This window comes from Tessaracoccus coleopterorum (assembly GCF_011174705.1).
Taxonomy (GTDB): Bacteria; Actinomycetota; Actinomycetes; order Propionibacteriales; family Propionibacteriaceae; genus Arachnia; species Arachnia coleopterorum.
This window is the reverse complement of sequence record NZ_JAANIJ010000001.1, coordinates 1040075-1064057: the sequence shown is the minus strand read 5'-3', so window position 1 is coordinate 1064057 and position 23983 is coordinate 1040075. Positions and strand designations below refer to the sequence as shown.

The 23983-nt window shown below is 70.1% G+C and carries 26 protein-coding genes, 1 tRNA gene and 8 pseudogenes; 19 read left to right on the top strand and 16 right to left on the bottom strand.

The window, feature by feature from the left end; genetic code table 11:
• Positions 1-96 precede the first annotated feature (96 nt).
• The 7 genes and pseudogenes from eno to G7085_RS06680 all read left to right on the top strand — a co-directional run bounded on the left by eno (position 97) and on the right by G7085_RS06680 (position 8101).
• Positions 97-1376, top strand: a pseudogene (eno, locus tag G7085_RS06705) (phosphopyruvate hydratase).
• A 208-nt stretch (positions 1377-1584) separates the two neighbouring features.
• A complete protein-coding gene (locus G7085_RS06700) occupies positions 1585-2154 on the top strand; it encodes an FtsB family cell division protein (protein WP_197510363.1) in 570 nt (189 codons plus the stop codon).
• 28 nt (positions 2155-2182) lie between these two features.
• A pseudogene (locus G7085_RS06695) lies at positions 2183-2680 on the top strand (DUF501 domain-containing protein).
• A pseudogene (locus tag G7085_RS06690) lies at positions 2677-3600 on the top strand (Ppx/GppA phosphatase family protein). Before G7085_RS06695 ends, G7085_RS06690 begins: the two co-directional pseudogenes overlap by 4 nt.
• A 156-nt stretch (positions 3601-3756) precedes the next feature.
• The gene (locus tag G7085_RS34350; protein ID WP_231979299.1) at positions 3757-5037 is read left to right on the top strand and encodes a glucose PTS transporter subunit IIA; all 1281 of its coding nucleotides are present in this window, start codon (positions 3757-3759) and stop codon (positions 5035-5037) included.
• Positions 4922-6331 carry a phosphoenolpyruvate--protein phosphotransferase gene (ptsP, locus tag G7085_RS24705; protein WP_231980028.1) on the top strand — a complete coding sequence of 470 codons (1410 nt, stop codon included), beginning with the start codon at positions 4922-4924 and terminating at the stop codon, positions 6329-6331. Before G7085_RS34350 ends, ptsP begins: the two co-directional genes overlap by 116 nt.
• A pseudogene (locus tag G7085_RS06680) lies at positions 6328-8101 on the top strand (PTS transporter subunit EIIB). The gene ptsP and the pseudogene G7085_RS06680 overlap by 4 nt, the downstream one beginning before the upstream one ends.
• 19 nt (positions 8102-8120) lie before the next feature.
• Here G7085_RS06680 and G7085_RS06675 read toward each other — a convergent pair.
• Genes G7085_RS06675 through G7085_RS06660 form a run of 4 tightly spaced genes read right to left on the bottom strand, consistent with a single transcriptional unit; the run spans position 8121 to position 9851 of the window.
• Positions 8121-8576, bottom strand: a complete 456-nt coding sequence (locus G7085_RS06675) for a hypothetical protein (protein ID WP_197510361.1) — start codon at positions 8574-8576, stop codon at positions 8121-8123.
• Positions 8540-9109 (bottom strand): hypothetical protein, encoded by a 570-nt coding sequence (locus tag G7085_RS06670; RefSeq protein ID WP_197510360.1) that lies wholly within the window; start codon positions 9107-9109, stop codon positions 8540-8542. The genes G7085_RS06675 and G7085_RS06670 overlap by 37 nt, the downstream gene beginning before the upstream one ends.
• Positions 9102-9635, bottom strand: a complete 534-nt coding sequence (locus G7085_RS06665) for a hypothetical protein (protein ID WP_197510359.1) — start codon at positions 9633-9635, stop codon at positions 9102-9104. The genes G7085_RS06670 and G7085_RS06665 overlap by 8 nt, the downstream gene beginning before the upstream one ends.
• A gap of 57 nt (positions 9636-9692) precedes the next feature.
• On the bottom strand, positions 9693-9851 hold the full coding sequence (locus G7085_RS06660; RefSeq protein WP_197510358.1) for a hypothetical protein: 159 nt from the start codon (positions 9849-9851) through the stop codon (positions 9693-9695).
• Between the two features lie 147 nt (positions 9852-9998).
• On the opposite strand from G7085_RS06660, the gene G7085_RS06655 reads away from it, so the two are divergent.
• A complete protein-coding gene (locus G7085_RS06655; RefSeq protein ID WP_197510357.1) occupies positions 9999-10184 on the top strand; it encodes a hypothetical protein in 186 nt (61 codons plus the stop codon).
• A gap of 68 nt (positions 10185-10252) precedes the next feature.
• Here the strand turns inward: G7085_RS06655 and G7085_RS24700 are convergent, their stop codons facing one another.
• The 4 genes from G7085_RS24700 to G7085_RS29750 all read right to left on the bottom strand — a co-directional run bounded on the left by G7085_RS24700 (position 10253) and on the right by G7085_RS29750 (position 12323).
• Positions 10253-10543 carry a flotillin family protein gene (locus G7085_RS24700; protein WP_331715520.1) on the bottom strand — a complete coding sequence of 97 codons (291 nt, stop codon included), beginning with the start codon at positions 10541-10543 and terminating at the stop codon, positions 10253-10255.
• The gene (locus G7085_RS06650; protein WP_231979298.1) at positions 10483-11751 is read right to left on the bottom strand and encodes a flotillin family protein; all 1269 of its coding nucleotides are present in this window, start codon (positions 11749-11751) and stop codon (positions 10483-10485) included. Before G7085_RS06650 ends, G7085_RS24700 begins: the two co-directional genes overlap by 61 nt.
• Before the next feature lie 315 nt (positions 11752-12066).
• A complete protein-coding gene (locus G7085_RS06645; protein WP_197510356.1) occupies positions 12067-12204 on the bottom strand; it encodes a hypothetical protein in 138 nt (45 codons plus the stop codon).
• Positions 12201-12323: a hypothetical protein gene (locus G7085_RS29750; RefSeq protein ID WP_269451798.1), complete on the bottom strand. Its 123-nt coding sequence runs from the start codon at positions 12321-12323 to the stop codon at positions 12201-12203. The genes G7085_RS06645 and G7085_RS29750 overlap by 4 nt, the downstream gene beginning before the upstream one ends.
• Before the next feature lie 108 nt (positions 12324-12431).
• Between G7085_RS29750 and G7085_RS06640 the strand changes: the two genes are divergently transcribed.
• From G7085_RS06640 to G7085_RS06635, 3 genes and pseudogenes are all read left to right on the top strand, one after another.
• Positions 12432-12507 (top strand) — tRNA-Leu (locus G7085_RS06640).
• A gap of 113 nt (positions 12508-12620) precedes the next feature.
• A pseudogene (locus G7085_RS34345) lies at positions 12621-13214 on the top strand (MFS transporter); the annotation flags it as partial.
• A gap of 109 nt (positions 13215-13323) precedes the next feature.
• Entirely contained in the window at positions 13324-14127 is an 804-nt protein-coding gene (locus G7085_RS06635) for an MFS transporter (protein ID WP_269451796.1), read from the top strand.
• Between the two features lie 224 nt (positions 14128-14351).
• Here G7085_RS06635 and G7085_RS06630 read toward each other — a convergent pair whose 3' ends face one another.
• Positions 14352-14918 (bottom strand): TetR/AcrR family transcriptional regulator, encoded by a 567-nt coding sequence (locus tag G7085_RS06630; RefSeq protein WP_197510355.1) that lies wholly within the window; start codon positions 14916-14918, stop codon positions 14352-14354.
• 135 nt (positions 14919-15053) lie between these two features.
• Between G7085_RS06630 and G7085_RS06625 the strand changes: the two are divergent.
• A pseudogene (locus tag G7085_RS06625) lies at positions 15054-16270 on the top strand (MFS transporter).
• A gap of 15 nt (positions 16271-16285) precedes the next feature.
• On the opposite strand, the gene G7085_RS24695 reads toward G7085_RS06625, so the two are convergent.
• Genes G7085_RS24695 through G7085_RS24685 form a run of 3 tightly spaced genes read right to left on the bottom strand, consistent with a single transcriptional unit; the run spans position 16286 to position 17489 of the window.
• Positions 16286-16747, bottom strand: a complete 462-nt coding sequence (locus G7085_RS24695; protein WP_331715940.1) for an MBL fold metallo-hydrolase RNA specificity domain-containing protein — start codon at positions 16745-16747, stop codon at positions 16286-16288.
• Positions 16690-16944 (bottom strand): hypothetical protein, encoded by a 255-nt coding sequence (locus tag G7085_RS24690; RefSeq protein ID WP_231979296.1) that lies wholly within the window; start codon positions 16942-16944, stop codon positions 16690-16692. The genes G7085_RS24695 and G7085_RS24690 overlap by 58 nt, the downstream gene beginning before the upstream one ends.
• Entirely contained in the window at positions 16941-17489 is a 549-nt protein-coding gene (locus G7085_RS24685) for an MBL fold metallo-hydrolase (protein ID WP_331715519.1), read from the bottom strand. The genes G7085_RS24690 and G7085_RS24685 overlap by 4 nt, the downstream gene beginning before the upstream one ends.
• 316 nt (positions 17490-17805) lie before the next feature.
• On the opposite strand from G7085_RS24685, the gene G7085_RS24680 reads away from it, so the two are divergent.
• The 3 genes and pseudogenes from G7085_RS24680 to G7085_RS06615 all read left to right on the top strand — a co-directional run bounded on the left by G7085_RS24680 (position 17806) and on the right by G7085_RS06615 (position 18619).
• On the top strand, positions 17806-17958 hold the full coding sequence (locus G7085_RS24680; RefSeq protein ID WP_231979295.1) for a hypothetical protein: 153 nt from the start codon (positions 17806-17808) through the stop codon (positions 17956-17958).
• Positions 17931-18047 (top strand): annotated as a pseudogene (locus G7085_RS29740) (hypothetical protein); the annotation flags it as partial. The gene G7085_RS24680 and the pseudogene G7085_RS29740, both read left to right, overlap by 28 nt.
• A 50-nt stretch (positions 18048-18097) precedes the next feature.
• Positions 18098-18619 carry a Bax inhibitor-1/YccA family protein gene (locus tag G7085_RS06615; protein WP_331715518.1) on the top strand — a complete coding sequence of 174 codons (522 nt, stop codon included), beginning with the start codon at positions 18098-18100 and terminating at the stop codon, positions 18617-18619.
• On the opposite strand, the gene G7085_RS06610 is transcribed toward G7085_RS06615, so the two are convergent.
• On the bottom strand, positions 18616-18942 hold the full coding sequence (locus G7085_RS06610; RefSeq protein ID WP_331715517.1) for an NUDIX hydrolase: 327 nt from the start codon (positions 18940-18942) through the stop codon (positions 18616-18618). The genes G7085_RS06615 and G7085_RS06610 overlap by 4 nt on opposite strands.
• Positions 18943-19049: 107 nt before the next feature.
• Here G7085_RS06610 and G7085_RS24675 point away from each other — a divergent pair, with 107 nt between their 5' ends.
• Both G7085_RS24675 and G7085_RS34340 read left to right on the top strand, forming a co-directional pair.
• Positions 19050-19310, top strand: coding sequence for a hypothetical protein (locus G7085_RS24675; RefSeq protein WP_231979294.1), 261 nt, complete (start codon positions 19050-19052; stop codon positions 19308-19310).
• A gap of 112 nt (positions 19311-19422) precedes the next feature.
• Positions 19423-20305, top strand: a pseudogene (locus G7085_RS34340) (neutral zinc metallopeptidase).
• On the opposite strand, the gene G7085_RS06600 reads toward G7085_RS34340, so the two are convergent.
• The 3 genes from G7085_RS06600 to G7085_RS06590 form a co-directional block, all read right to left on the bottom strand.
• Positions 20302-20628 (bottom strand): aminoacyl-tRNA deacylase, encoded by a 327-nt coding sequence (locus tag G7085_RS06600; protein ID WP_331715516.1) that lies wholly within the window; start codon positions 20626-20628, stop codon positions 20302-20304. The pseudogene G7085_RS34340 and the gene G7085_RS06600 sit on opposite strands and share 4 nt — an antisense overlap.
• 177 nt (positions 20629-20805) lie before the next feature.
• Complete coding sequence (locus G7085_RS06595; RefSeq protein WP_197510354.1) at positions 20806-21546, bottom strand: hypothetical protein; 741 nt, start codon at positions 21544-21546, stop codon at positions 20806-20808.
• Positions 21543-21728, bottom strand: coding sequence for a hypothetical protein (locus tag G7085_RS06590; protein WP_197510353.1), 186 nt, complete (start codon positions 21726-21728; stop codon positions 21543-21545). Before G7085_RS06590 ends, G7085_RS06595 begins: the two co-directional genes overlap by 4 nt.
• A gap of 205 nt (positions 21729-21933) precedes the next feature.
• Here G7085_RS06590 and G7085_RS06585 point away from each other — a divergent pair, with 205 nt between their 5' ends.
• Complete coding sequence (locus tag G7085_RS06585; RefSeq protein ID WP_197510352.1) at positions 21934-22485, top strand: HdeD family acid-resistance protein; 552 nt, start codon at positions 21934-21936, stop codon at positions 22483-22485.
• Between the two features lie 366 nt (positions 22486-22851).
• On the top strand, positions 22852-23934 hold the full coding sequence (locus G7085_RS06580) for a cytochrome P450 (RefSeq protein ID WP_331715515.1): 1083 nt from the start codon (positions 22852-22854) through the stop codon (positions 23932-23934).
• Positions 23935-23983: the final 49 nt, after the last annotated feature.

Genomic DNA, 23983 nt, shown 5'->3' with positions numbered 1-23983 from the left:
ATCGGGCGTCGGCACCGACCCGACCCCGAGGCGTGAAACGGCGACCGGTGCCGGTAGGCTGAGGCCGAGAGAGAAGACTCTTTGAAAGGGAGCTACATGGCATCCATCGAATTCATCCAGGCTCGCGAGATCCTCGATTCCCGCGGCAACCCGACCATCGAGGTCGAGGTGGAGCTCGACTCCGGTGCGAGCGGTCGCGCCGCCGTCCCCTCGGGTGCCTCGACCGGCGCCTTCGAGGCCGTCGAACTGCGTGACGGCGACAAGGGTCGCTTCGGCGGCAAGGGAGTCCTTACCGCCATCAAGAACGTCACCGAGGTCATCGGCGAGGAGATCCTGGGCCTGGAGGCTGACGAGCAGCGTCTCGTCGACCAGGCCATGATCGAGCTCGACGGCACCGACAACAAGGCCAAGCTCGGCGCCAACGCGATCCTCGGCGTCTCGCTCGCCGTGGCGCACGCAGCAGCTGAGGAGGCCGGCCTGCCGCTGTACAAGTACGTCGGTGGCCCCAACGCGCACATCCTGCCCGTCCCGATGATGAACATCCTGAACGGTGGCTCCCACGCCGACTCCAACGTCGACGTCCAGGAGTTCATGATCGCCCCGATCGGCGCCGAGTCGTTCGCCGAGGCCCTCGAGATGGGTGCGTCGGTCTACCACGAGCTGAAGAAGGTCCTCAAGGCCCGTCAGCTCTCGACCGGCCTGGGTGATGAGGGCGGCTTCGCCCCAACCTGGACAGCAACCGTGAGGCGCTCGACCTCATCATCACCGCCATCACCGACGCCGGCTACAAGCCCGGCGAGGAGATCGCGCTGGCGATGGACGTCGCCGCCTCCGAGTTCTTCGAGGAGGGCCTCTACAACTTCGAGGGCGAGAAGAAGACCTCGGAGCAGATGGTGGCCTACTACGAGGAGCTCGTGAAGTTCTACCCGCTGGTCTCCATCGAGGACCCGCTCAACGAGGAGGACTGGGACGGCTGGAAGCTGATGACCGATCGCCTCGGCGACAAGGTCCAGATCGTCGGCGACGACCTGTTCGTCACCAACGTCACCCGTCTGCAGAAGGGCATCGACACCAGCACCGCCAACGCGCTGCTCGTGAAGGTGAACCAGATCGGCTCGCTGACCGAGACCATCGACGCCGTCGACCTGGCGCACCGCAACGGCTTCCGCACCATGATGTCGCACCGCTCCGGTGAGACCGAGGACACCACGATCGCCGACCTGGCCGTCGCGCTGGGCTGTGGCCAGATCAAGTCGGGCGCCCCCGCGCGCACCGACCGCGTCGCGAAGTACAACCAGCTCCTGCGCATCGAGGACGACCTGGACGAGGCGGCCGTTTACGCCGGTCGTTCCGCGTTCCCGCGTTTCAAGGGCTGATAACAGCGGGGGTGAGGAATACTTGTCGGGTGCCTCGAACCCTCGCAATACTCCGGCTAGCAGTGGTCCGGGTCGCGGTACGCCGCGGTCCCGGACCTCTGCGCGTCCGGGGGAGCGCACCAGCCGCCCCGGGTAGCTCCGCTGGCCCGCAGGACGTGCCGCAGGCCTTCTCCGACGTGCCCGCCCCGCGCCCCGTGCGCAGCGGGCGATGACAGCCACCTGGCGCCTCGCGGTGCTCGTCGTGGTCATCGCAGGCGTGTCGCTGGTGCTGGCCAACTCGCTGCGCGTCTACTTCGCGCAGGCCAACGAACTGGCCGAGGTGCGGGCACAGATCGCCGAGGAGCAGGACCGGATCGCCGACCTCGAGGACAAGCTGAACCGCTGGAACGACGACGAGTACGTCAAGTCGATCGCGCGTGTGCGCCTCGGCTGGGTGATGCCCGGCGAGGTGGGCTACCACGTGATCGGAGCCGACGGCCTGCCGCTCGAGGGAGCGACCATGGAGCAGACCGTCGAGGAACCGCCCGGGCAGTGGTGGGAACAGATGTGGCGCTCCGTGCAACTGGCCGACGATCCCACGGGCGGCACCGAAGAACCCGTGCCCGGCCCGACCCCACCGCAAGCCCCACCCATAGTGTCCCGTGTCAGATATTCGCTGCGCTATGCGGCCCTCCGCTGGCGCCTCGCGGCGTTCTCCTCCCTCGGGCGTTCGGCAAGGTGCGACTCCGGTCGTCGGCCTTGCGATGCATCCACCGGCGAGCCACCTATCATCAACTAACCTCTGACACGAAACACTAGGACACCCTGTGAGCGAACCAACTCAGGCCGACCTCGCCATCGTCGAGGAGCAGCTCGGCCGGGAACCCGAGGCGTCGTGGCCGTCGCGTGGCGCTGCCCTGCGGCAGGCCGGGGTCGTGAAGACGGAGCCGAGGCTCCCCAACGGCACGCCGTTCCCCACCACCTACTACCTGACGAACCCGCGGCTCGTCTCCGCCGTCTCGACGCTCGAGGCGTCGGGTCTGATGACCGCGATGACGGAGCGACTCGCCCACGACGAGGACCTCGCGGCCCGCTACCTGGCCGCGCACGAGGCCTACCTCGCCGACCGTGAGGAACTCGGCCACGTCGAGGAGATCGAGGGCATCAGCGCGGGCGGCATGCCGACGCGCGTCAAGTGCCTCCACGTCCTGGTCGGCCACGCGCTCGCCGCGGGTCCCGGCGTCAACCCGTTCGGGGATGAGGCGCTCGCCCGGCTCGGCGACTGGCACGCGGCCTGCGCGGCGGACACCGCGGCCGCGGGATGAGCCGCACCGTCGCCGCCGTCGACTGCGGCACCAACTCGGTCCGCCTGCTCGTGCTGCGCCGCGCTGACGACGGCACCGTCGCAGAGGTCACCCGGCAGACGCGGCTCGCGCGGCTCGGGCAGGGGGTCGACGCCACGGGGAGTTCCACCCGAGGCGCTGGAGCGCACGTTCGCAGTCCTCGACGAGTACGCGGGCATCCTCGCCGACGACCACGTCGACGAAGTGCGGTTCGTGGCGACCTCCGCGGCCCGCGACGTGAGCAACCGCGACGTTTTCGAGGCCGGGGTCACGGCCCGGCTGGGCGTCGCTGTCGACGTGATCAGCGGCGATGAGGAGGCGCGACTCTCGTCGACCGGCGTCCTCAGCGGCGTGACGTCGCCCCGGCCGACCCTGATCTTCGACATCGGTGGCGGCTCGACCGAGCTCGTCGTGGTCGGGCGCGACGATGCCGTCGCCTCGGCCGTCAGCCTCAACATCGGGGCCGTCCGGATCAGGGAACGCTTCCTCCACACGGAGCCGCCGACAGCGGCCGAGGAGAAGGCGGCAAGGGACTTCATCGATGCCCAGCTCGACGGCGCCGGCACCGACTTCGACGCAGTGGCGTCCGCAATCGGTGTCGCGGGCACCGTCACCAGCGTCGCTGCCGACGTGCTCGGGCTCAGCGAGTACTCCCGCGCCGCGGTGCACCGGTCGGTGCTCAGCCTGCGGGCCATCGACGAGGCCAGCCGGCGGTGGCTGGCGCAGACCACGGAGCAGATCGCGAGCAACCCGATCCTTCCACCGCTGCGGGCGGCGGTGATCGGCGCGGGCTCCATGATCCTGGCCGAGATCGCCCGCCGGGTGCCCGGGGATCTGTGATCGTCAGCGAGACCGACATCCTCGACGGCATCGCCCACGAGCTGCTCGACCGCGTCGCCTGACGCCGGCCGTCCACCCTACGCCCCTGGCCGGTGGCCGTCCCGGATCGGGAAGGGTTCGTCCGTACCTGCGTGTCGTGGCCCGACGCTCACTAGGCTGCCGGTACACCGCGCAGCGTCGCAACGGGGCGAGCGTTGTGCCTGACGGGAAGGCGCACCATGAGCGAGCAGTTGACCCAGACCCGCGTCGTGATCGCGGCGCCACTGACCGGGGTCCTCGTGCCCCTGGACCAGGTGCCGGACCCGGTGTTCGCGCGCAGGATGGTCGGTGACGGCTTCTCCATCGACCCTCTGAGCAACGTCCTCATGGCGCCGGTGGCGGGCGAGGTGATAGACCTCCAGCCCTCGCACCACGCCGTCACGATCCGGACCCCCGACGGGCTCGAGATCCTGATGCACATCGGCCTCGACACGGTCTCCCTGCTCGGGGAGGGCTTCACCCCGAGGACAAGGGAGGGGGTCACCGTCGAGGTCGGCGACCCGCTGATCGAGTTCGACCTCGACGCGGTCGGGCGGGCCGCGAAGAGCCTGCTCACCCAGGTCGTGATCACCAACATGGAGCTCGTCGGTGAGCTGAGCGTCGAGTCGGGCCTGGTGGAACCGGGCGAGGTCGCCGCCACCGTCGGGCTCGCGGTGCGGGGCGAGGGGGACGCCGACACCGGCGTCGCCACCACCGCCGGCTCCGAGGCCATCATCGTGCCGAACCCGACGGGCCTGCACGCGAGGCCGACGGCGACCCTGGTGAACCTGGCGAAGCGGTACCGCTCCGACATCCGGCTCCGGCGCGGCTACGACTCGGCCAACGCCAAGTCGATCGTTTCGATCATGGGGATGGCCGTCGCACACGGCGAGAAGGTGGTGGTCACGGCCCACGGGAGCGACTCGGACGACGCGGTCGCCGCCATCGCCGAGGCCATCCGCGGAGGGCTCGGCGAGGAGATCCGCCCGGCACCGACGACACCGCGGCGATGCCGGCCGTCGTCGACGAACCGGCCCCCGAGCCGGTGGCCCCCGCTCCGGCGACCCCGACCTGCTGCTCGGCGTCGCCGCCTCACCGGGGCTCGGGATCGGGACCGTCCTGCAGCTGCGCCACGACGACATCGAGGTGGCGGAGACCGGCGACGACCACCACACCGAGCGGCGCAAGCTCAACACCGCGATCGACCGGGCGCTGCTCGACCTGTCTGCGCTCGAGCGGAAGCTCGAACGGGACGCCTCCCGGAGAAGGCCGCCATCTTCGCGGCCCACCGCGAGATCCTGCAGGACCCCGAGCTGCTCGACATCGCCGTCAGCGCCATCGACAAGGGCAAGAGCGCCCCTTCGCCTGGCGGGCCGCCTACAACTCCTTCGCCGACCAGCTGGCGGGGCTCGCGAACGAGGTGCTCGCCGGCCGCGCCAACGACGTGCGCGACGTCGGGCAGCGGGTGCTCGAGGAGCTGACCGGGCAGCGCGGAGAGCAGCAGGAGCTCCCCGGCAACACGATCCTGATCGCCGAGGACCTGACCCTTCCGACACCGCCCAGCTCGACCGCACCAAGGTCGTCGGCTTCGCCACCGCGCGCGGCGGCGCGTCGTCGCACGTCGCCATCATCGCCCGCTCGCTCGACATCCCCGCGGTGGCGGGCATCGAGGCCCGGGCACTCGACCTCCCGGACGGCAGCCGCGTGGTGCTCGACGGCACGAACGGGTCGCTCCGGATCAACCTCTCCGACGGGCAGATCGCCGAGATCGCGGCGCGCCAGAGGCGGATCGCCGAGCGCAGGGCGCGGGAGGAGGCCGCCAAGGACGAGCCCGCCGTCACGCCCGACGGGCACCGGGTGAAGGTGGTCGCCAACATCGGCGGCGTCGACGACGCCGTCGAGGGGAAGGCGATGGGCGCCGAGGGCGTCGGCCTGCTCCGCTCCGAGTTCGTCTTCATGGGCCGCACCACGGCGCCGACCGAGGCCGAGCAGGCCGAGGTCTACGCCGACTGCGCGAGGGCGCTCAGCCCGGGCGACCCGCTCGTCATCCGCACCCTCGACGTCGGCGGCGACAAGCCGCTGGCCTACCTTCCGATCCCCGCCGAGGAGAACCCGTTCCTCGGCATCCGCGGTGTGCGCGTCGGCCTCGAACGGCCGGAGCTGCTGCGCACCCAGCTGCGCGCGATCCTCGCGGCGGCCGACAAGGGCGCGGAGCTCTGTGTGATGTTCCCCATGATCGCAACCATCGCCGACTGGAGGACATCCAGGGCGATGTTCGACGAGGTCCGCGCCGAGTCGCAGACGACGGCAAAGGTGAGCCTCGGCATCATGATGGAGGTGCCGTCGGTGGCGGTGATGGCGCGCCAGTTCGCGGCCGAGGAGGGGTGTGACTTCTTCAGCGTCGGCACCAACGACCTGACCAGCTACACCCTCGCCATGGACCGGGGACACCCGAAGCTCGCCGCCCAGGTCGATCCCTGCAACCCCGCCGTCCTCACCCTGATCGGGAACGCGGCCGAGGCGCTCCATGAGCGGGGCAAATGGCTCGGGGTCTGCGGCGGCGTCGCGTCCGACCCACAGGCCGTGCCGATCCTGGTGGGGCTCGGCGTCGACGAGTTGAGCTGCTCGAACCCGGCGATCCCGTCGGTGAAGGCCGCCGTCCGGGCCCGCCCGCTCGACGAGTGCCGGGAGCTGGCCGCGAAGGCCGTCGCCTGTTCCACCCCGAGGAAGTCCGAGCCCTCGTCCCCAGATCGATGCGTGAGGAGATCGCCATGAGCACCGCGGAAGAGATCGTCGAGGCCGTCGGAGGCCCGGACAACATCGTCAGCCTCACCCACTGCGCCACCCGGCTCCGGTTCCAGCTCGCCGACGCCTCCGGCGTGGACGCGGCCCGGGTCGAGTCGATCAAGGGCGTGATGGGCGCCGTGCCGCAGGCGGGCGAGCGCTACCAGATCATCATGGGCGGCGCCGTCCAGAACACCTACCAGGCGATCAACGAGCTTCCCCGGATGCAGGGACGACGCGAGCTGAGCGACGCCGAGCTCAAGGCGGCGGCGCGGGCCGGGGGAGTGCGCGGCAGGTTCGCCTGGATCGACTCGTTCTTCGAGTTCCTGTCCGACTCGTTCCGGCCCATCCTCGGTGCCCTGCTCGGCGCCTCGCTGTTCATCACCTTCATGTCGCTCATGTCGACGCTGGGGGTGATCGGCAACTGGGCCGACCCGCGCACGGAGCTGCCGCCGTCGTGGCAGTTCGTCAACCTGCTGTGGCAGTCGGTGTTCGTGTTCCTGCCGCTGATGGTGGCCTACAACGCGAGCAAGAAGGTGGGGCCGACCCGTGGGTCGGGTTCGCCATCATGGCGCTCGTCATGCTGCCCGGCTTCACAAGCCTCGGCACCTCCGACGCCGCCTACACCGCGACCGTCGCAGGCAGCGACGTCACGCTGATCGACATCTTCGGCGTGCCGCTGACCATCTTCAGCTACAACTCGCAGGTGTTCCCACCGCTGCTGATGGCCGCGCTGCTCGGGCCGCTCTACAAGCTGCTGAAGAAGCTGATCCCGACAACCTGCAACTGATCTTCGTGCCCTTCCTCGCGATGCTCATCATGCTTCCGCTGACCGCGTTCCTGATCGGCCCGATCGGCGTGTTCATCGGCGCCTGGGTCGCGGGCGGCCTCGGCTGGGTCAACACGCTCAGCCCGCTGATCTTCGCCATCATCATCCCGCTGGCGTACCCGTTCATGGTGCCGCTCGGCCTGCACTGGCCGCTCAACGCCGTCATGCTCCTCAACATCCAGCAGCTCGGCTTCGACTACATCCAGGGCCCGATGGGGGCCTGGAACTTCGCCTGCTTCGGCGCGACGGCGGGCGTGCTGTTCCTGGCCTACCGCGACCGCGACGTGCAGATGCGCCAGACGGCGACCGGTGCGCTCGCGGCGGGCCTGCTCGGCGGCATCTCCGAGCCGTCCCTCTACGGCATCCATCTCCGGTTCAAGAAGATCTATCCGCGGATGCTGATCGGTTGCCTCGTCGGCGGCCTGATCCTCGGCATCGGAGGCAGCCTCACCACGCCCGTCACCACGCAGGCGTTCGTGTTCACGTCCCTGCTGACGATCCCCGCGTTCAACAACATGCCGCTGTACGCGCTCGCCGTCGTGGCAGCGTTCCTCACCTCGATGCTGCTGGTGGTCTTCCTCGACTACCGGACCGCCGAGCAGAAGGCCGCCGCCAGGACGAAGGGCGACGCGGACGCCGCCGGGGAGCCTGAGCCGCGCGTCATCGTCGTCGGCGACGTCGAGACCAACCAGGCACGCCAGTGGGTGACGGCCCTCGGCGGTGAGGACAACATCGTCTCGGTCGAACCGATCGCCGAGACGCGGGTGCGCGTCGAGGTGAGGGACGGGTCGCTCGTGGACGTGGAGGCCCTGAGACGGGCCGGGCTCCGGGGCGCCGTCCAGGTCGCTCCGGGGGTGTGGCACCTCGTCGCCGGCCTCGAGGCCGACCAGTACGCCGAGGGGATGCGCAGGAGGCTCGCCGCGGCGCAGTGAGCGGCCCGGGACGGGTCGGTCAGGTGGTCGCGAGGTACACGGCCACGACGCCGACGACGCTCAGCGCGGTCATGACGAGCGGCACCGATGGTCGCCGTCGCGTCCGCGGGCTGCGGGCCGGCGCGGCGAGCCACGCCTCGAAGCGGGCCAGTGCCAGGTCGACCCTCGCGTGCCTACGGTGCAGGATCGCCGACGGGGTGAGCCCGATCAGGTCGTCGGGATCCTTCAGGCGCACCACCACGGCCTCGTCGCCGTCGAGCTCGTGGAAATCCACCTCACCCTGTGGGACGACCAGGTCGACGAAGCGGCCGGTGAGCACCAACCCACCACGACCGAGGCCCACCTGTCCCGGCCACGACGAGGTTGCATACCCGAGGATCAGCGCGAACGTGAGCCCGAGGATGAGCCCCTCAACGGGATCTCCGGGCTCGGTGAGCATCAGGTACGTGAGGCCCGACGAGAGGCCGGCGGCCACCAGGCCCGCTGCGACCCGCACCGGGGCCGGATGCCGTTCGAGGAGCGATCCGGGCGTGCCGTGCCCGGGCGGCGGCTCCCCGTCCGTAGGAGGCGCAGGGCCGCGAGGGGCGAGCGGGGACCGGTGGAAACCTCGGCGAGGAGGGAGCCGTCGTCCGAGACCACCGCGATGGACGCGCCGCGGCGTGGCGTGCCGATCACCACGACCGGCCAGCAGCCGTCGCCGTCCACCTCCGCAGCGTCGTCCAGGTACCCGCGCAGCGTCCCCGCGGAGGCGGGCAACTCCTCGGCAACCGTCCTCTGCCCGACGCCCGGGGTGTCGGGTCCGGTGTCGAGGTCGGTGACCCTGGTCAGCGGGACGAAGGGACGCAGGCCATCCACGGGCACCAGGTGGAGGACCTCGCCGTCCACGTCGGAATCCCACGCGTCCTCACCCTCGATGGCGTGGGCCCACGTCGCGCGGGCCGCCCACCCGGGGCCGCCCTGCCCACAAGCGCGGTGCGGCGCCTCGCGGGCAGACCCCACCTCAGCCACCCGCCCAGCGCGACGACGGGGCGAGCGCGATCAGCGGGAGGGCCCACGACGGGTCAAGGGGCTCATCGTCCGAGACGAGTCGCCCCGGATCGTCGGGGTCGGCCCAGACGGTGACGGTGCCGCCGACCTCGGCCTGAATGAAGTACAGGTCCGTTGCGACCTCACCCCAGGGCAGCGCGAGCGTGACGGTCCCTCGTCGGGGTCGCTGGCGAGAACCTCGGCGGTGAACGGTTCCGCCGCGAGTCGAAGTCACGCTGGTCCGCCAGCTGTTGGGAGAACACGATGGCCAACACCACCGCGGCGAGCAGGGGTGCGGCGACGGCGACCCGGCCCGGCCACGACGGGAGACCCCGTCGCCGGTCGCACGCAGGCGCCGGTGCGGCCCGACGGGCCCGGGCCACCAGTAGCTGACCGCCAGCCAGCCACAGGCGCAGGCGGCGACCAGGCCTGCGACCGCCCACCCTGCCGCGGAGTACGCGACGGGAGCACCGACCGCGGCCAGCAGCAGGCACTCCAGCGCAAGCACGCCGGAGCACAGGCCGGGGCCCAGTACAGCAGGCAGAGGGCACGAGGATGGCGACGATCACCGCGGCAACCAGTGGCATCCCGCCACCGAGAGGGCGAGGGATGTCTCCGGCGCCGTGGAGAGCTCGGCCACGGTTGCGAGCGCGACGGCCAGAGCCACCAGGAGTTGGAGGAGCCCGACCGGAGGCCAGTAGAGCCGTGCGAGCCGCGCCGTCACGTTGTTCACAGCGCCATGGTGACAGGTGCCGCCGGGTGCCGCCCGACGGGGTCGCCGAGCCCGCCCGGCGGGTGGGACGATCGGGCGATCCACCCCGGTCAGCGTCGCGCCGACGTAGGCTCGGGTTCGAGCGGAAGGAGCCTCGCGATGCATGATTCCGACGACGTTGAGGTCGACGAGGTCGACCGCGCCCAGCAGGAGGAGCCCGCCGACCCGACCGAGCGGGAGACCGAGCCGGTGGGTGGCCCGGACGACGATTCCGACGAGGCCGACTGGATCGACCAGAACACCGATGCCCCGCACGACGATGAGGGCCCGGAGGAGAAATACTGACCGAGGCCCGGGAACGCGGAAGCGCCGGCCCGCTTGCACGGACCGGCGCCTCTGACGGGAAAGGGGGCCTACTCGGCGACCTCTCCCTTGACGACGTCGCCGTCGTTCTTGGCGAACTTGTCGAGCAGCGCCGACAGGTCGAAGCCGGTCGTGTCCTTCAGCATCTGCATGGTCTGCAGGACGTTCTCGGTGACCTGCTTGGGCAGCGCCGACGCGCCGTCGCTGGAGATGACGGTCAGCGTGTCGATCGAACCCATCGGGGCGGCGATCTTCTCGGCCATCTGCGGCAGCACCTCGATCAGCATCTGCAGCGTGGCGGCGTCGTTGTAGCTGGCGAACGCCTCGGCCCGCTTCTCCATCGCCTCGGCCTCGGCCTGGCCGACGGCGAGCACCGCGGCCGCCTTCGCCTCGCCCTCGGCGCGGACGGCGTCGGCCTCTGCGATGCGGCGGGCCTTCTCGGCCTCACCGCGCTTGGCTCCCTCGATGGCCTCGGCCTCGGCGAGCGCCGAACGACGCGACTTCTCGCCGACACCGGTGAGGCGGGCCTTCTCGGCATCCGCCTCGGCGTTGGCGATCGAGGCGGCCTTGGACGCATCGGCCGAGAAGATGGCCGCGTTGCGCTTGGCCTCTGCCTCGGTCTCGACGCGGTAGCGCTCGGCGTCCGCGGGCGGCGGACCTCGGTGTCGAGCTGGCGCTCCTTCAGCGCCGCCTGCGCGACGGCGACCTTCTCCTGCTCCTGCAGGATGGCCTGGTCGCGATCGGCCTGGGCCAGCGGGCCGGAGGCGGCCGCGGTGGCGCGGGCGGCGTCGGTCTCGGACTGGATCTCAGCCTGCTTCAGGACGAGCTCGCGCTGCGCGATGGCGATCTGCTGTTCGGCGGCGATCTGGGCCTGCTCCGCCTCGCGGCGGGCCTCGGCCTCGGCGACGGCGGCCATCCGGCCGAGCTTCGCCGACTCGGGGCGACCCAGGTCGCTCAGGTAGGTGCCGTCATCGGTGATGTCCTGGATCTGGAAGGTGTCGAGCACCAGGCCCTGGCCGGTCAGCGAGGACTCCGACTCGTCGGTGACGCGCTGCGCGAAGGCGGCGCGGTCGCGGATGATCTGCTCAACCGTCAGCGAGCCGACGATGGAGCGCAGCGAGCCGGCGAGGGTCTCCTGCGTGAAGGGCTCGATCTCGTCCTGCTGGGACAGGAAGCGCTGGGCCGCCGCGCGGATCGAGTCCTCGTTGCCGCCGACCTTGACGATGGCGACGCCGTCGACGTTGAGCTTGATGCCCTGGCCGGAGACGGCGTTGCGGATGGTCACCATGATGCGACGCGACGACAGGTCGAGCACGTGGAGCCGCTGGATGAACGGCACCACGAAGACGCCGCCACCCATCACGACCTTCTGGCCGCTGAGGTCGGTCGAGACGAGGCCGGTCTCGGGGTTGCGCACCTCCTTGCCCTTGCGGCCGGTGATGATGAACGCCTCGCTGGGCTTGGCGACCTTGTAGCGGCTCGCGATCAGCAGGCCGATGAGCACAAGGAGTGCGAGCAGGCCGAGGACGGCTGTCAGGACGGGTGGCATAGGGCTTGCGCCTTTCTGTTGCGTGACGGGCGAGGCGCTGCTCGTTCCCGTCGGCGGTTGTCGGTCAGGACGTGAGTTCGGGGGTGGTGGGGTCACCTCGACGGCGGTGGGGAGAGGATGGCAGACACCCAGATCTCCTGGCCCGCGTCGACGGGGAGGGCGGACCTGGCGCTCAGCTTCCGCACGTGGCCGCCGACCGAGATCCGGATCTCCCATAGCCGTCCGCCGGAATGGCGGTGATCACACGGCCGGAGTAGCCGATCATCGAGTCGGAGCGGAAGGTCGCCGCGTTCTCGCCGCGCTTGAGGGCCCGCGTCAGCGCGATCGCGCCCAGGCGGCGAGCGCACCCACGATCAGCCCGACGATGACGGCGGGGACCGTGTTGCCGAAGATGGCCAGGCCGAGGGCCCCACCGAATCCGAAGGCTCCGACGAAGGCGGCGATGCTGGTCATCGAGAACAGGTCGCCCCGAGGACATCGACATCGAAGATGCCGTCGAGGACATCGCCCACCAGGAGCGCCAGGAGAACCAATGCGACGCCTACGCCTCCAATAATCAGAAACGCGGTCACGTCGCACACCCTTTCTCCGGTCGTCCAAGCCTACCGGCAGCCGGGTCCAGACCACCTGGACCGTGCCGGATCAGGCCGGAAGTGAGGGGCAATAGACTCGGCGACGACGCCCTCGTAGCCCAACTGGCAGAGGCAGGCGGCTTAAACCCGCCCGAGTACGGGTTCGAATCCCGTCGGGGCACCACCCTCAGTCGTCGTCCCCGTCGGGATGAACCCGGGGAGCCCGTCTCCGGGGTTGATCACCACCTGCCACTGGTGCTCGGGCGATCTGTTCGGGTGGGGTTCTACCGCCCGGTGATGGAACGGGCACGGAAGCACCCCGTTGGCGAGGGAGGAAGTGCCGCCGGCCCACCAGGGGACGATGTGGGTGCGCGTCTGAGGCCGCGTACGAGACGTCGCAGCCGGGGAACACTCGGGCCCTTGTCGCGGCGGGTCAAACGCCGTCCCGGGGTCGGTTCCGCGTCGGGAGCACGGCGGGACGGTGTGCTCGCCCGAGCGGATGGTTCACGCCCTTCCCCCGGGCCGCCCAGGGCGTATCGTCCCCACGTCGCGAAAGGAGGCAGGCGCATGAATGAGGCACGCTCCGCCTGGCCGGGGTTCCTGTCGATGATCATCGGCTTCTTCATGATCCTGGTCGACTCGACCATCGTGACGATTGCCATCCCCCACATCGTCACCGAGCTGGACACCGACCTGAACAACGTGATCTGGGTCACCAGCGCCTATCTGCTCGCCTACGCGGTGCCCCTGCTCATCACCGGGAGGCTCGGCGACCGGTTCGGGCCGAAGCCGGTGTTCCTGGTCGGCCTGTTCGTGTTCACGGCGTCCTCCCTGTGGTGCGGGCTGGCCGGGGCCATCGGCATGCTGATCGTCGCCCGCGTGGTCCAGGGCCTCGGGGCGGCCCTCATGGCGCCGCAGACCATGGCCGTCATCATGCGTACCTTCCCCCGGAACGCAGGGGAGCCCCGATGGGGCTGTGGGGAGCGTCGCCGGGGTCGCGATGCTGGTCGGGCCCCTGCTCGGCGGGTTCCTGGTCGACGCGGTCGGTTGGGAGTGGATCTTCTTCATCAACGTGCCCGTCGGGATCATCGGGATGATCCTCGTCATCGTCAACGTGCCGCGGCTCGAGACCCACGCGCACTCGTTCGACATCGTCGGCGTCGTGCTGAGCGCGCTCGGCCTGTTTCTCATCGTGTTCGGCATCCAGGAGGGCGGCACCTACGACTGGGGTCGGATGCCTGTTGCGGGCACGGGAGCGACGGTGCCGGTGCCGGTCGTGATCGGCGCCGGGGTGGTGGCGATGGGCGCGTTCCTGTGGTGGCAGAAGGTCACCACGCGGGAGGCGCTGGTGCCGCTGGAGCTGTTCCGCGACCGCAACTACGTCCTGTCCAACGCCGCGATCTCCCTGATGGGGTTCTTCGCCGCCTCATCCAGCATCCCGCTGTTCCTCTACGTGCAGAGCGCGCGCGGCCTGACGCCCAGCCAGTCGGCCTACCTGATGATCCCCATGGCGGTCGCCTCCGGTGTCCTCGCGCCCTTCGTCGGCCGGTTCGTGCAGCGGCGCGACGCCCGGCCGGTGGTCGCCGTGGGCCTGCTCGTGCTCGCCGCCTCGACGGCCTGGAACGGGCTCTGGATGGATCCGGCCCGCAGCCCCTGGTGGCTCCTGCTGCCGAGCCTCGCCACCGGGATCGCGGCCTCGGCCGTCTGGGGGCCGCTCGCGATGATCGCCACCCGGAACCTGCCCGGGACCTCTCCGGCGCTGGATCGGGGGTCTACAACACCACCCGGCAGATCGGTTCCGTGATCGGCTCGGCAGCCATCGCGGCCATGATCGCCGCCCGGATCACGGCCGAACTCGGCCCGGGGCCGCCGGGCAGGGCGGCGCGAGCGGACCGATGCCGCCCGCGGTGGTGGAGGGGTTCTCGGCGGCGATGGGTCAGTCGATGTTCCTGCCCGCCGCCCTCCTGCTGCTCGGGGTCGTGGCGGTCGCCTTGATGGAGGCGCCGAACCGCTCGCGGTAGCGCAGATTCAACCCGCGATGCGGGCCACCGCGATGGAGACCTCGTCGCGGTCGCGGGGCAGTTCGTCCAGCGCGTAGTGGATGGTCAGCCCCTCGATGAGCGCGTCCAGCAGCCGCGCCGTCAGGGGCGTGAAGTGCCGTTCCAGCGCCGCGCGGCTCCTGGCCATCCACGCCGTCGTCAGGTCGCGGTAGGCGGGCTCGCGGGCGGCGAGCGTGTACAGCTCGTGCGTGAGGACGAGATCGCGGTGGGTGCCGAACACGTCATCGAGGATGATCGCCACCACGGCCTCGCGGGCCGAGCGCGCGTCGGTCGCCTCTGCCATCCTCCGCTCGAACCCCTCGCTGACCGACGTTGCGAACCGGGTGAACGCCTCGTGCAGGAGCTCGTCGATCCCCGCGAAGTGGTAGGTCATGGAACCGAGCGGGACGTCGGCGGCGCGGGCGATGCGTCGATGCGAGGCGCCCGCGACCCCGACCTCGGTGATCACGTCAAGGCAGGCGTCGATGATCCGGTCCCTGCGCTCCGGATCGGTCCGCCGACCGCGCCGGGCGGGCTGCGCGTCTCCGGCCGGCATCAGGCCGCAGTGGGGGCGGTGGGGTGATCACTCATGTCGGACAGCATAGTCGTCAATATGTACGGTCGTCCGCATTGTGTGTACGATCGTCCTCAGTGCCGGGAAACGGGCACCGCCTCGTACCGAAAGCCGACGATGTACTCACTGCTGCTCGCGATCATCTACCTCGCCTTCATCAGCCTCGGGCTCCCCGACTCGCTCATCGGTGCGGGCTGGCCCGTGATGCACGGCGACCTCGGCGTCCCGAGTGGTCGATGGGCCTCCTCACGGTCATCATCTCGGCGGGCACCATCGTGTCGAGCATGCTGTCGGAGCGGCTGACGCGTCGGCTCGGGGCAGGCCTCGTGACGGCGATCAGCGTCGCGATGACGGCCGCCGCGCTGGTCGGGTTCTCGTTGTCTGGCACGTTCTGGCTGCTCTGCATCTTCGCCGTCCCTACGGGCTGGGGGCCGGCGCCGTGGATGCCGCCCTCAACAACTACGTCGCGCTGCACTACGCGGCACGGCACATGAACTGGCTGCACAGCTTCTGGGGGTAGGAGCCTCGATCAGCCCGTTCATCATGAGCTACGCCATCGGCTCAGGTTCCGGTTGGTCCGGCGCCTACCGGAGCGTCGGCCTCATCCAGGTCGGCCTCGCCGTCGTGCTGTTCCTCAGCCTGACCCTGTGGGGGAGGGTGGGGCATGCCGGGCCCCCGTCGCGGAGGGCGCCTCCGATGCGGACGGCGGATCCAGCGGGACGGGCGGGGGTCACGTGCCGCTGAAGGACGCCCTCCGCATTCCGGGGGTGCGCCTCATGCTCGGTGCCTTCTTCGCCTACTGCGCGGTCGAGAGCACGACGATCCTCTGGGCATCGACCTACCTCGTCTCCAGCAGGGGAGTCGAGCCGGCGACCGCCGCCGCCTTCGCGGCGCTCTACCTCCTCGGCATCACGGCCGGTCGGTTCCTCACCGGCTTCTTCGCCGACCGGGTGGGCGACCGCCTCCTCATCCGCGGCGGGTTCATCGCGGTCGCGGTCGGCGTCGCGATGATCGCGCTGCCGCTGCCCACGGACGTCGTCGCCCTCGCGGGCCTCGTGCTCGCGGGCCTCGGGAGTGCGCCCGTCTACCCCGCGATCATCCACTCGACGCCGGTGAACTTCGGGCGGCACAACTCCCAGGCCGTGATCGGTATCCAGATGGCCGCCGCCTACACCGGCAGTGCGCTCATGCCGCCGCTGTTCGGCGTTGTCTCGGCGTGGACGGGCATGTGGGTGCTGCCGCTGTATCTCGCCCTCGTCGTCGCGCTCGGGCTCCTCCTGAGCGAGCGGCTAAACCGGTTGGTCGCGGACCGTCGGCCCGTCCCTGCCCGCTGAGCCGAGCGTCGAGTCTCAGACGTGATGTGCGCCCAGGCGAACCACCTCGCCGTGCCTGGGCACGACCGCGAGACACCCGATCTCCCGCTCGACGTCTGCCGCGAACCTGACGGCCACCTCGGGCTCGGCGTGCACGACGAAGACCACCTGCGGCACCGGGTCGAGGTCGGCGAGCCAGTCGAGCAGGTCCGATCGGTCCGCGTGCACGGAGAACTCCTCGTCGCGGACGATCTCGGCCCGCACACTCACGTAGCGGCCGTTGATCTTGATGCCGTGCGCCCCGTTCTGTAGCGCCCTGCCGCGCGTGCCCTCGGCCTGGTACCCGGTGAGGATGACCGTGTTGCGTGGATCGGGCAACAGCCGCTCGAGGTGGTAAAGCACCCTGCCGCCCTCGAGCATGCCTGACGACGAGATGATGATCATGGGGTCGCGGCGCCGGTTGAGCTTCTTCGACTCCCCGCTGTCGCGCGTCTCCAGCAGATTGAGCGCCGTGAAGTCGCCGACCTCGACCGAGGGGCAAGCTCGTCTCCCGCTCCCCGGTACACATCCATCGCAGCGAGCGACATGGGCCCGTCAACCACCACGGGGACGTCCGGGATCCGTCCCTCCCGCCGGAGCCGCACCAGGGCGTGCAGCACCACCTCGGTGCGGTCGATGGCGAATGCCGGGATCACCACCTGCCCACCCCTCCCGATCGTGCGACGGACCGCGGCCGCGAGCGCCTCGTGTGCCGCCTCGGGCTCCGGGTGCTCCCGGTCGCCGTAGGTCGCCTCACACAGGACGAGGTCCGCACCCTCGGGCATTTCGCGGGGCCGCAGGATCGGGTGGTCGTGGCGACCGAGGTCGCCGGAGAAGAGGAGGGTCTCCGGCCCGACGTCCAGGCGGATACTGGCCGACCCCAGGATATGGCCGCCCGCACCCACCTCGCCCATGCGACGCCCTCGATGTCGACGTTGGTGTCGAAGTCGACCTCCCGGAACAGCGGAAGCGTCGCCTCGACATCGGCCGTGGTGTAGAGGGGTACGGGGTCGGCGTGCTTTGACCAACCCCCACGCCGTGCATCGTCCGTCGCCTGCTCCTGGAGCCTCCCAGCGTCGCGCAGCACGATCTCGGCAAGCTCCACGGTGTGGCCGGTGGCGAGGATCGGCCCGTTGAACCCGTGCTTGACCAGTGCAGGGAGATAGGAGGAGTGGTCGGCGTGGGCGTGCGTGAGAAGCACCGCGTCAAGGCCGGCCGGGTCCACGGGGAATGGCTCGCGGTTGCGGTTGCGCCACTTCTTCGCCCCTGGAACATGCCCGCATCGATGAGGATCTGCTTCCCGTCGGCCCGCACCAGAAACTTCGAGCCGGTGACGGTGCCGACGGCACCGAGGAACGTGAGTGTCGGTTCAGCCATGTTCGATCGTGGCACGCCACGGGTTCCGGTGCTGGCGGAACGGGCGAAGCGGCGTCCGGCTTCCCTGGCGTCCTGGGAACGCGCCGCTACGATGGATGCAACGAGAGCCTCCTGGCGAGACTGAAGAGAGAGCAACTGAGATGGCAAACCCGATCATCGGCCGCCCCGACGCGTTCACGCGTCACAGCGACCCCCGCAGCAGACCTACGGCCAGCCCCAGGGCCAGGGCTACGACCCGTACCAGCAGCAGGGCTACACCCCGTACCAGCAGCCCGCCGGCACCGGCGCGGTGATGACGTTGGATGACGTCATCGCGAAGACGGCCATCACGCTCGGCACGGTCGCGCTGTTCGCCGTCGCCGCCTTCATGCTGGTCCCCTGAGCCTGCTCACGCCGGCGCTGATCGGCTCCGGCATCGTCGGCTTCGTCACCGTGCTCCTTGTCGCGGGCCGCGCGAAGCTCCCCGTCGGTGGCGTGCTCTTCTACGCCGCGGTTGAGGGCATCTTCGTCGGCGCCTTCTCGAAGTTCTTCGAGTACCTGTACCCCGGCATCGTCGTGTCGGCCGTGCTCGCGACCTTCGTGGCCGCGGGCGCGACGCTCGCCGCCTACAAGTTCCTCAACATCCGCGTGAGCGCGAAGTTCCGCAAGGTCGTAACCATCGCGACCATCTCGCTGGCAGGCGTCCTCCTGGTCAATTTCGTGCTGGCCCTCCTGGGCGTCAACACCGGCATCCGTGAGATCGGCAGCGGTGCGGGCATGCTGTCGATCGGCATCTCGGTGGTGGCCGTCATCCTCGCCGTGCTGAGCCTGATCACCGACTTCGACTCCGTCGAGCGCGGCATCGCTGCGCAGGCCCCGGCGCAGGAGTCGTGGCGCGCCGCCTTCGGTATCACGATCACCATGGTGTGGCTCTACACCGAGATCCTCCGGATCATGAGCTACTTCAGGAACTAGAACCGCGGCAGTTTGCGGGCGTACTGCGCGAGCAGGGTCCGCGAGCTGTTCGTCCAGTGAAGCGAGCGCCACGTGCGCAACGGCACCCAGCCGGCCCCCTGAGTCGATCCACCGATGTCGTGGACGACGGGGTCGCTGGGTGTTTCGCATGTCGCGCCGTAGACGATCCGCAGCGCGTGGAAGTCCTCCAACTCGCCGCCGATGGAGCGACCCACCCAGTGCTCCGACTCCAGGGTGAGGACGCGGTCGATGACGATCTCCTGCCCGGTCTCCTCATGCACCTCGCGGAGCACCGCCTCTGACGGTGACTCCCCGGGATCCACTCCACCACCGGGCAGCGTCCAGGTGCCCGGCGCGAGCGTCGCCGCCGAGTTGACGGTGCCGAGGATCCCCGGTCGGACAGCACGAGGGCGTAGGCGCCGATGCGCTGGTGTTCGCGTGGCTGCTCGCTGGTGCGCGCGACGTAGACGGTGTGGCGTTCCGGTGGGCGGTGGTCGGCGGCGGTGATCTCCCTGACCAGCCAGGTGAAGACGATCTCACCATCGGAGAGCGTGGCCGCGAGCGGCCTGATCGGCACAAAGCCGGCATCGAACAGCCTGCCCCTCGGGTGCTCGCCGTGCCCGATCCGGAACCCGATGACGGCGCCCCCAGGGGATGGGTGACACCGACGATGCGCATTCGGCAAGCTTAGTCGGTAGCCAGGAGGCCCGGCAGGGACGCGGTACGCGAAACCGGCAGACCGAAGCCGTAGCCACTAATGTGTTGCCTGCCGAAGAGGCCCGGAAAACGTGAGGGTGAGTCCGATGGAGTATCGCGAGAACGTTGAGCTCGACCAGTCGAGGGTGCGTTACGGCGGTGGAAGCCGTGGCGGCGGTGGGGCGGCCGCAAGATCGCCGTCGGGGCGGCCTGGGTGGCCTCCTCGTGCTGCTGCTCGCCATGTTCTTCGGCGGAGACATCGGTGGCCTCCTCGGCGGAACCACCGAGCCTCAGACTCAGTCCACGGCGGGCCAGCCCGACTGCGACAACACCGACGACCTCGCCTCGAACCCCGAATGCCGTTGGGTCGTCTACGAGAACGCGCTGACCAACTACTGGTCCACCGCCTTCAACCAGGGCTTCAGGCCCCGGCGGGGGTCGAGGTGTTCTCGGGTCAGGTCGCGACCGCCTGCGGCACCGGCACCTCCGAGATGGGGCCGTTCTACTGCCCCGGCGACGAGAAGATCTTCCTCGACTCGCAGTTCACCGGGCAGTTGCTCCAGCAGCTGGGAACCGAGCGCAGCGACGTGGCGGAGCTCTACATCGTCGGCCACGAATACGGGCACCACATCTCCAACCTCACGGGTGTGATGAGCCAGGCCCGCGCCAGCGGCAACAACACCGGCCCCGCTCGGCACAGGTGCGCCTCGAGCTGCAGGCCGACTGCTACGCGGGCGTCTTCTTCAAGAACACGATCCAGGATCCGGCCTCGCCCATCGAGGCCGTCACCCAGGAGGACCTCGACGCGATCGTGGCCGCGGCCCGGGCCGTCGGCGACGACCACATCCAGTCCCAGTCCGGGGCCGCGTCGTTCCCGAGAGCTGGACCCACGGCTCGTCGCAGATGCGGCAGTACTGGACGGCGATCGGTTTCCAGAGCGGCAACCCGAACAGCTGCGACACGTTCTCAACCGACGAGCTCGGAGGCTAACCCTCCAGATCGGTGATGTCGGCCACCGTGGCGGCCAGGTGCCTGATCAGGGCATCGCCATCGACGGTGGCCGCGACGCCGTGTTCGCCGGCCCCGATCGACACCCTGCGTCCGACGATGCGTTCGTCTGCGAACACCGGCAGCGGCGTCAGGGTCCCGAACGGTGTGATGGTGCCGCGTTCGAACCCGGTGACCCGCTTCGCTTCCGTGGCCTCTGGCATGGAGAGCCGGTTCACACCGAGCAGGGAGCGGAGCTTGGGCCAGGAGATCGTCCGGTCGCCCGGAACGAGCACCAGCAGGTGATCCTCCTCGCCGCGGCGCACCACCATGGTCTTGACGATGTCTCCGGGCTCGACCCCCGTGCGGCGGCCGCTTCCCGCAGGGAGGAGACCCGGCCGTGCCGGGTGACGACATACTCGAGGCCTGACGTGGTCAGCGCGTCGAGGGCCGGGTTGGTGTCCATCGCACCAGGGTAGGCGCCGCTCAGCCGATCAGGTCGGTCATGTCGCGACCGTCCATGTCGGAATACGTGGTGGTGGGGCCGCACTGCACCTCCGCGACGGGCGCCGAGCGCTTCTGCGACATGTCGATCGTGACGCTGCACGCCTGGTCAGGGGAGGTCTGGGCCCGCGAGATGGCTTGGGCGAGTCCCTCGGGATGGATGAGCGCCGGGTCGAACGGCGTGTTCGCGGGGACTCGGTGCGTCGGGTCTCGAAGGTCGGCATCTCGGCCGGCCTCGTCCGGTTGAGGACGACGCCCGCCTCCGCATCCGGAAGGTCAGCCGAGTAACCGACGGTGGGGTTCAACGAGACCGAGTACGCCTCCTCGGCGTCACCGATCACCTCGTCGATGCCCGCGGTGATGTCGGCGACGCTCGTGAGCCCGAGGCTCGCGACGGCCGTGCCGTCCTGCCGGAAGAACACGGTCTTCGACTCCGGCCGTGACGTGACCGTCATCACGATCTGGCCGGCCCGGTATTCGACGACCTGTAGCACGAGCTGGCCGCGCACCCCGCGGAGGTCGGCGATGTCGAACATCCTGCCGAGCGAGTTGAGCGGGTACTCGGCCGGGTTGAACGTGGCCTGGCTCAGGTACTGGAGGTCGGAGTCGACCCGGGTGATCTCGCCGTTGTCCCAGCGGTAGCTCGCGACGCTCCCGTTCGGCTGGAGCACGGTCAGCGTCGCCTGCTGCTGGGTCAGGTCCAGCTTGAGGGCGGGTAGGTCGCCCGCGACCTCGCTCAACCTCGCGACCACCGCCCCCGCCCGCCCGTGGTGAGCGTGTCGGCGATCGGAAACGCGATGGGGAAGCTGCCGTCCGGCAGCGGAGAGAACGTCGGCGTCGGCGACGGGGCCGTGGACGGCGTGGGGTGGAAGGTGACGCGGTTGTCGCCGGTGCGCTCGGCGTGCGGCTCGTGGGGGCGCATCCGGTGTGCATCCGGCGAGGACGAGCGCGCAGCAGGCGGTGGCCGCGATCATCCGGATGTCCATGGCGCCCAAGCTTAGGGGGACGGCGCGCACAGCCGCACCGGGCCCGGTCGGCGCGCACCGCGGTGAGGTTTCGTGCTCGCCCTGTATCCGGGCGGTGGCCCGCTAACTTGGGCCGCAGCGGATGAGCCCGGGGAGGAACAGATGCTCTACTTCGAACGCCACACCTGGCCGTGGCTCCTTGCACAGGGGATGCTGGCCGTTATCGTCGGGGCGGCGATGATCGCGGTCGCGGGGGCTTCGCTCGTCACCCTCGCCCTCATCGTGGGCGCCTGGGTGATCCTGGACGGCATCTGGATGATCGTGGAGGGCGTCAGTGACAGCCGCGGCGCCACCAGCGACAGGGTGCTCGTCGGTGGGGTAGGGGTGGTGACGGTGGCGCTGGGGCTGCTCATCGCATGGAACCCGGCGGCCACCGTGGAGGCGCTGGCGTTCCTGACCGCGTTCTGGTTCGTCTTCGCGGGGCTGCGTGAGGTGTTCCTCGCCGTGCGCCTCCGCAAGGAGATCGACGGCGAGTGGGTGCTGATCGTCACGGGCGCCGTCGCGGTCGCGATGGGGTTCGCGGGGATGGTGTGGCCGGGGCTCCTGCTCGGCGCGCTGGTTTGGGTGCTGGGGCTCGCGGCGATCGTGTACGGGGCGTGTCTCGCGGTGTCCGCGTTGCACATCCGGCGGATCGCCGCGGTTCCGGTCGGCTGACCGGCAATGGAGCGGCTCACCCTCCGGGTGTCGGGACAGGTCCAGGGCGTCGGTTTCCGCTGGGCGACCCGCGGCGTGCTCTCCGATCTCGGCCTGGCGGGAGGGCGGAGAACCTGCCGGACGGCTCCGTCCGCGTCGTGGCCGTGGGGAGCGCGCCGCGTTGGATGCCCTCGTCGCCTGGCTGGAGGGTCCGACGGCACCCGGCCGGGTCCGGTCGGTGCGGGTGGAACGGTAGCGGGCGGCCGCGCCCCGTGGCGGCGCACGCGGGCGGGCCGATGTTTCGCACGAAGAGTTCGAGAGTATGGTTCGGCACGGAGGTGGACGATGAACAGTTGGCCGGATGAGGTCGATCCGACGGGGCAGGACGTGCGACGCCTGACCGACGAGCTGAGGGCGGGGCACACGGTGGCCCGCAACGCCCGCGGGGAGTGGGTGCTGCTCGGGTACCGCGAGGTCGCGGAGGCGGCCCGCGACGCCGTCACCTACTCGAGCGCGGTGTCGCGCTTCCTGCAGATTCCCAACGCGTTGGACGGCGACGAACACGCCGAGGCGCGCGCGGTGCTTGACCGCTACTTCGAGCCGGAGGCCCTCGAGCCGTTCGTCGCGACGTTCCGGCGGGTAGCGCGGGACCTCGTCGCCGGGTTGCCTGCCCGCATCGACGCCGTCGCCGATCTCGGGGCCGTGTTCGCCGTCCGCGCGCAGTCGGCGTGGCTCGGCTGGAGCGCCGACCTCGAGCAGCCCCTGCTGCAGTGGATGCGCGACAACCACGCGGCCACCCGCTCCGGCGAGGGGAGGCGGATGGCGGACGTCGCCGAGGAGTTCGACGCGATCATCTCGTCGGTGCTGGAGCCGCGCCGGGCCGCTCCCAGCGACGACGTCACGAGCGCACTGATGGCCGACGGTTGGAAGGGCAGGCACTTCACCGACGAGGAGCTCGTGTCCATCCTGCGCAACTGGACGGGCGGCGATCTCGGCTCCATCGCGCTGTGCGTCGGAGTCATCGTCTCCCACATCGCGACCGACCCCGGGCTCCAGGCGCGGCTCCGCGCCGGCGTCGCGGACGCGGAGCTCGACGCGATCATCGACGAGGTCCTGCGCATCGACGACCCCTTCATCACGAACCGTCGCCGCACGACCTGCCCGGTCCACGTGGCGGGCGTCGACATCGCCGAGGGTCAGGTGGTCAAGCTCAACTGGACCTCCGCCAACCGCGACGAGTCGGTGTTCGGCACGGACCGGTTCGACCCCGTCGGACACGCCGAGGCCAATCTGGTCTACGGCACCGGGCCGCACGTGTGCCCCGGGCGTCCGCTCGCGACGATGGAGCTCCGGATCGCGGTGCAGGAGCTGCTGGAGGCGACCTCCGCAATCCTGCCGGACGAGGAACATGAGCGGGAGGTTTTCCCGGTCGGCGGCTTCCGCAGCATCCATGTCCGGCTGCAGCGCTGAGGAGAACCTGGCTCACAGGCGACGCAAAGGCGGCTCATTGGAGATTCTT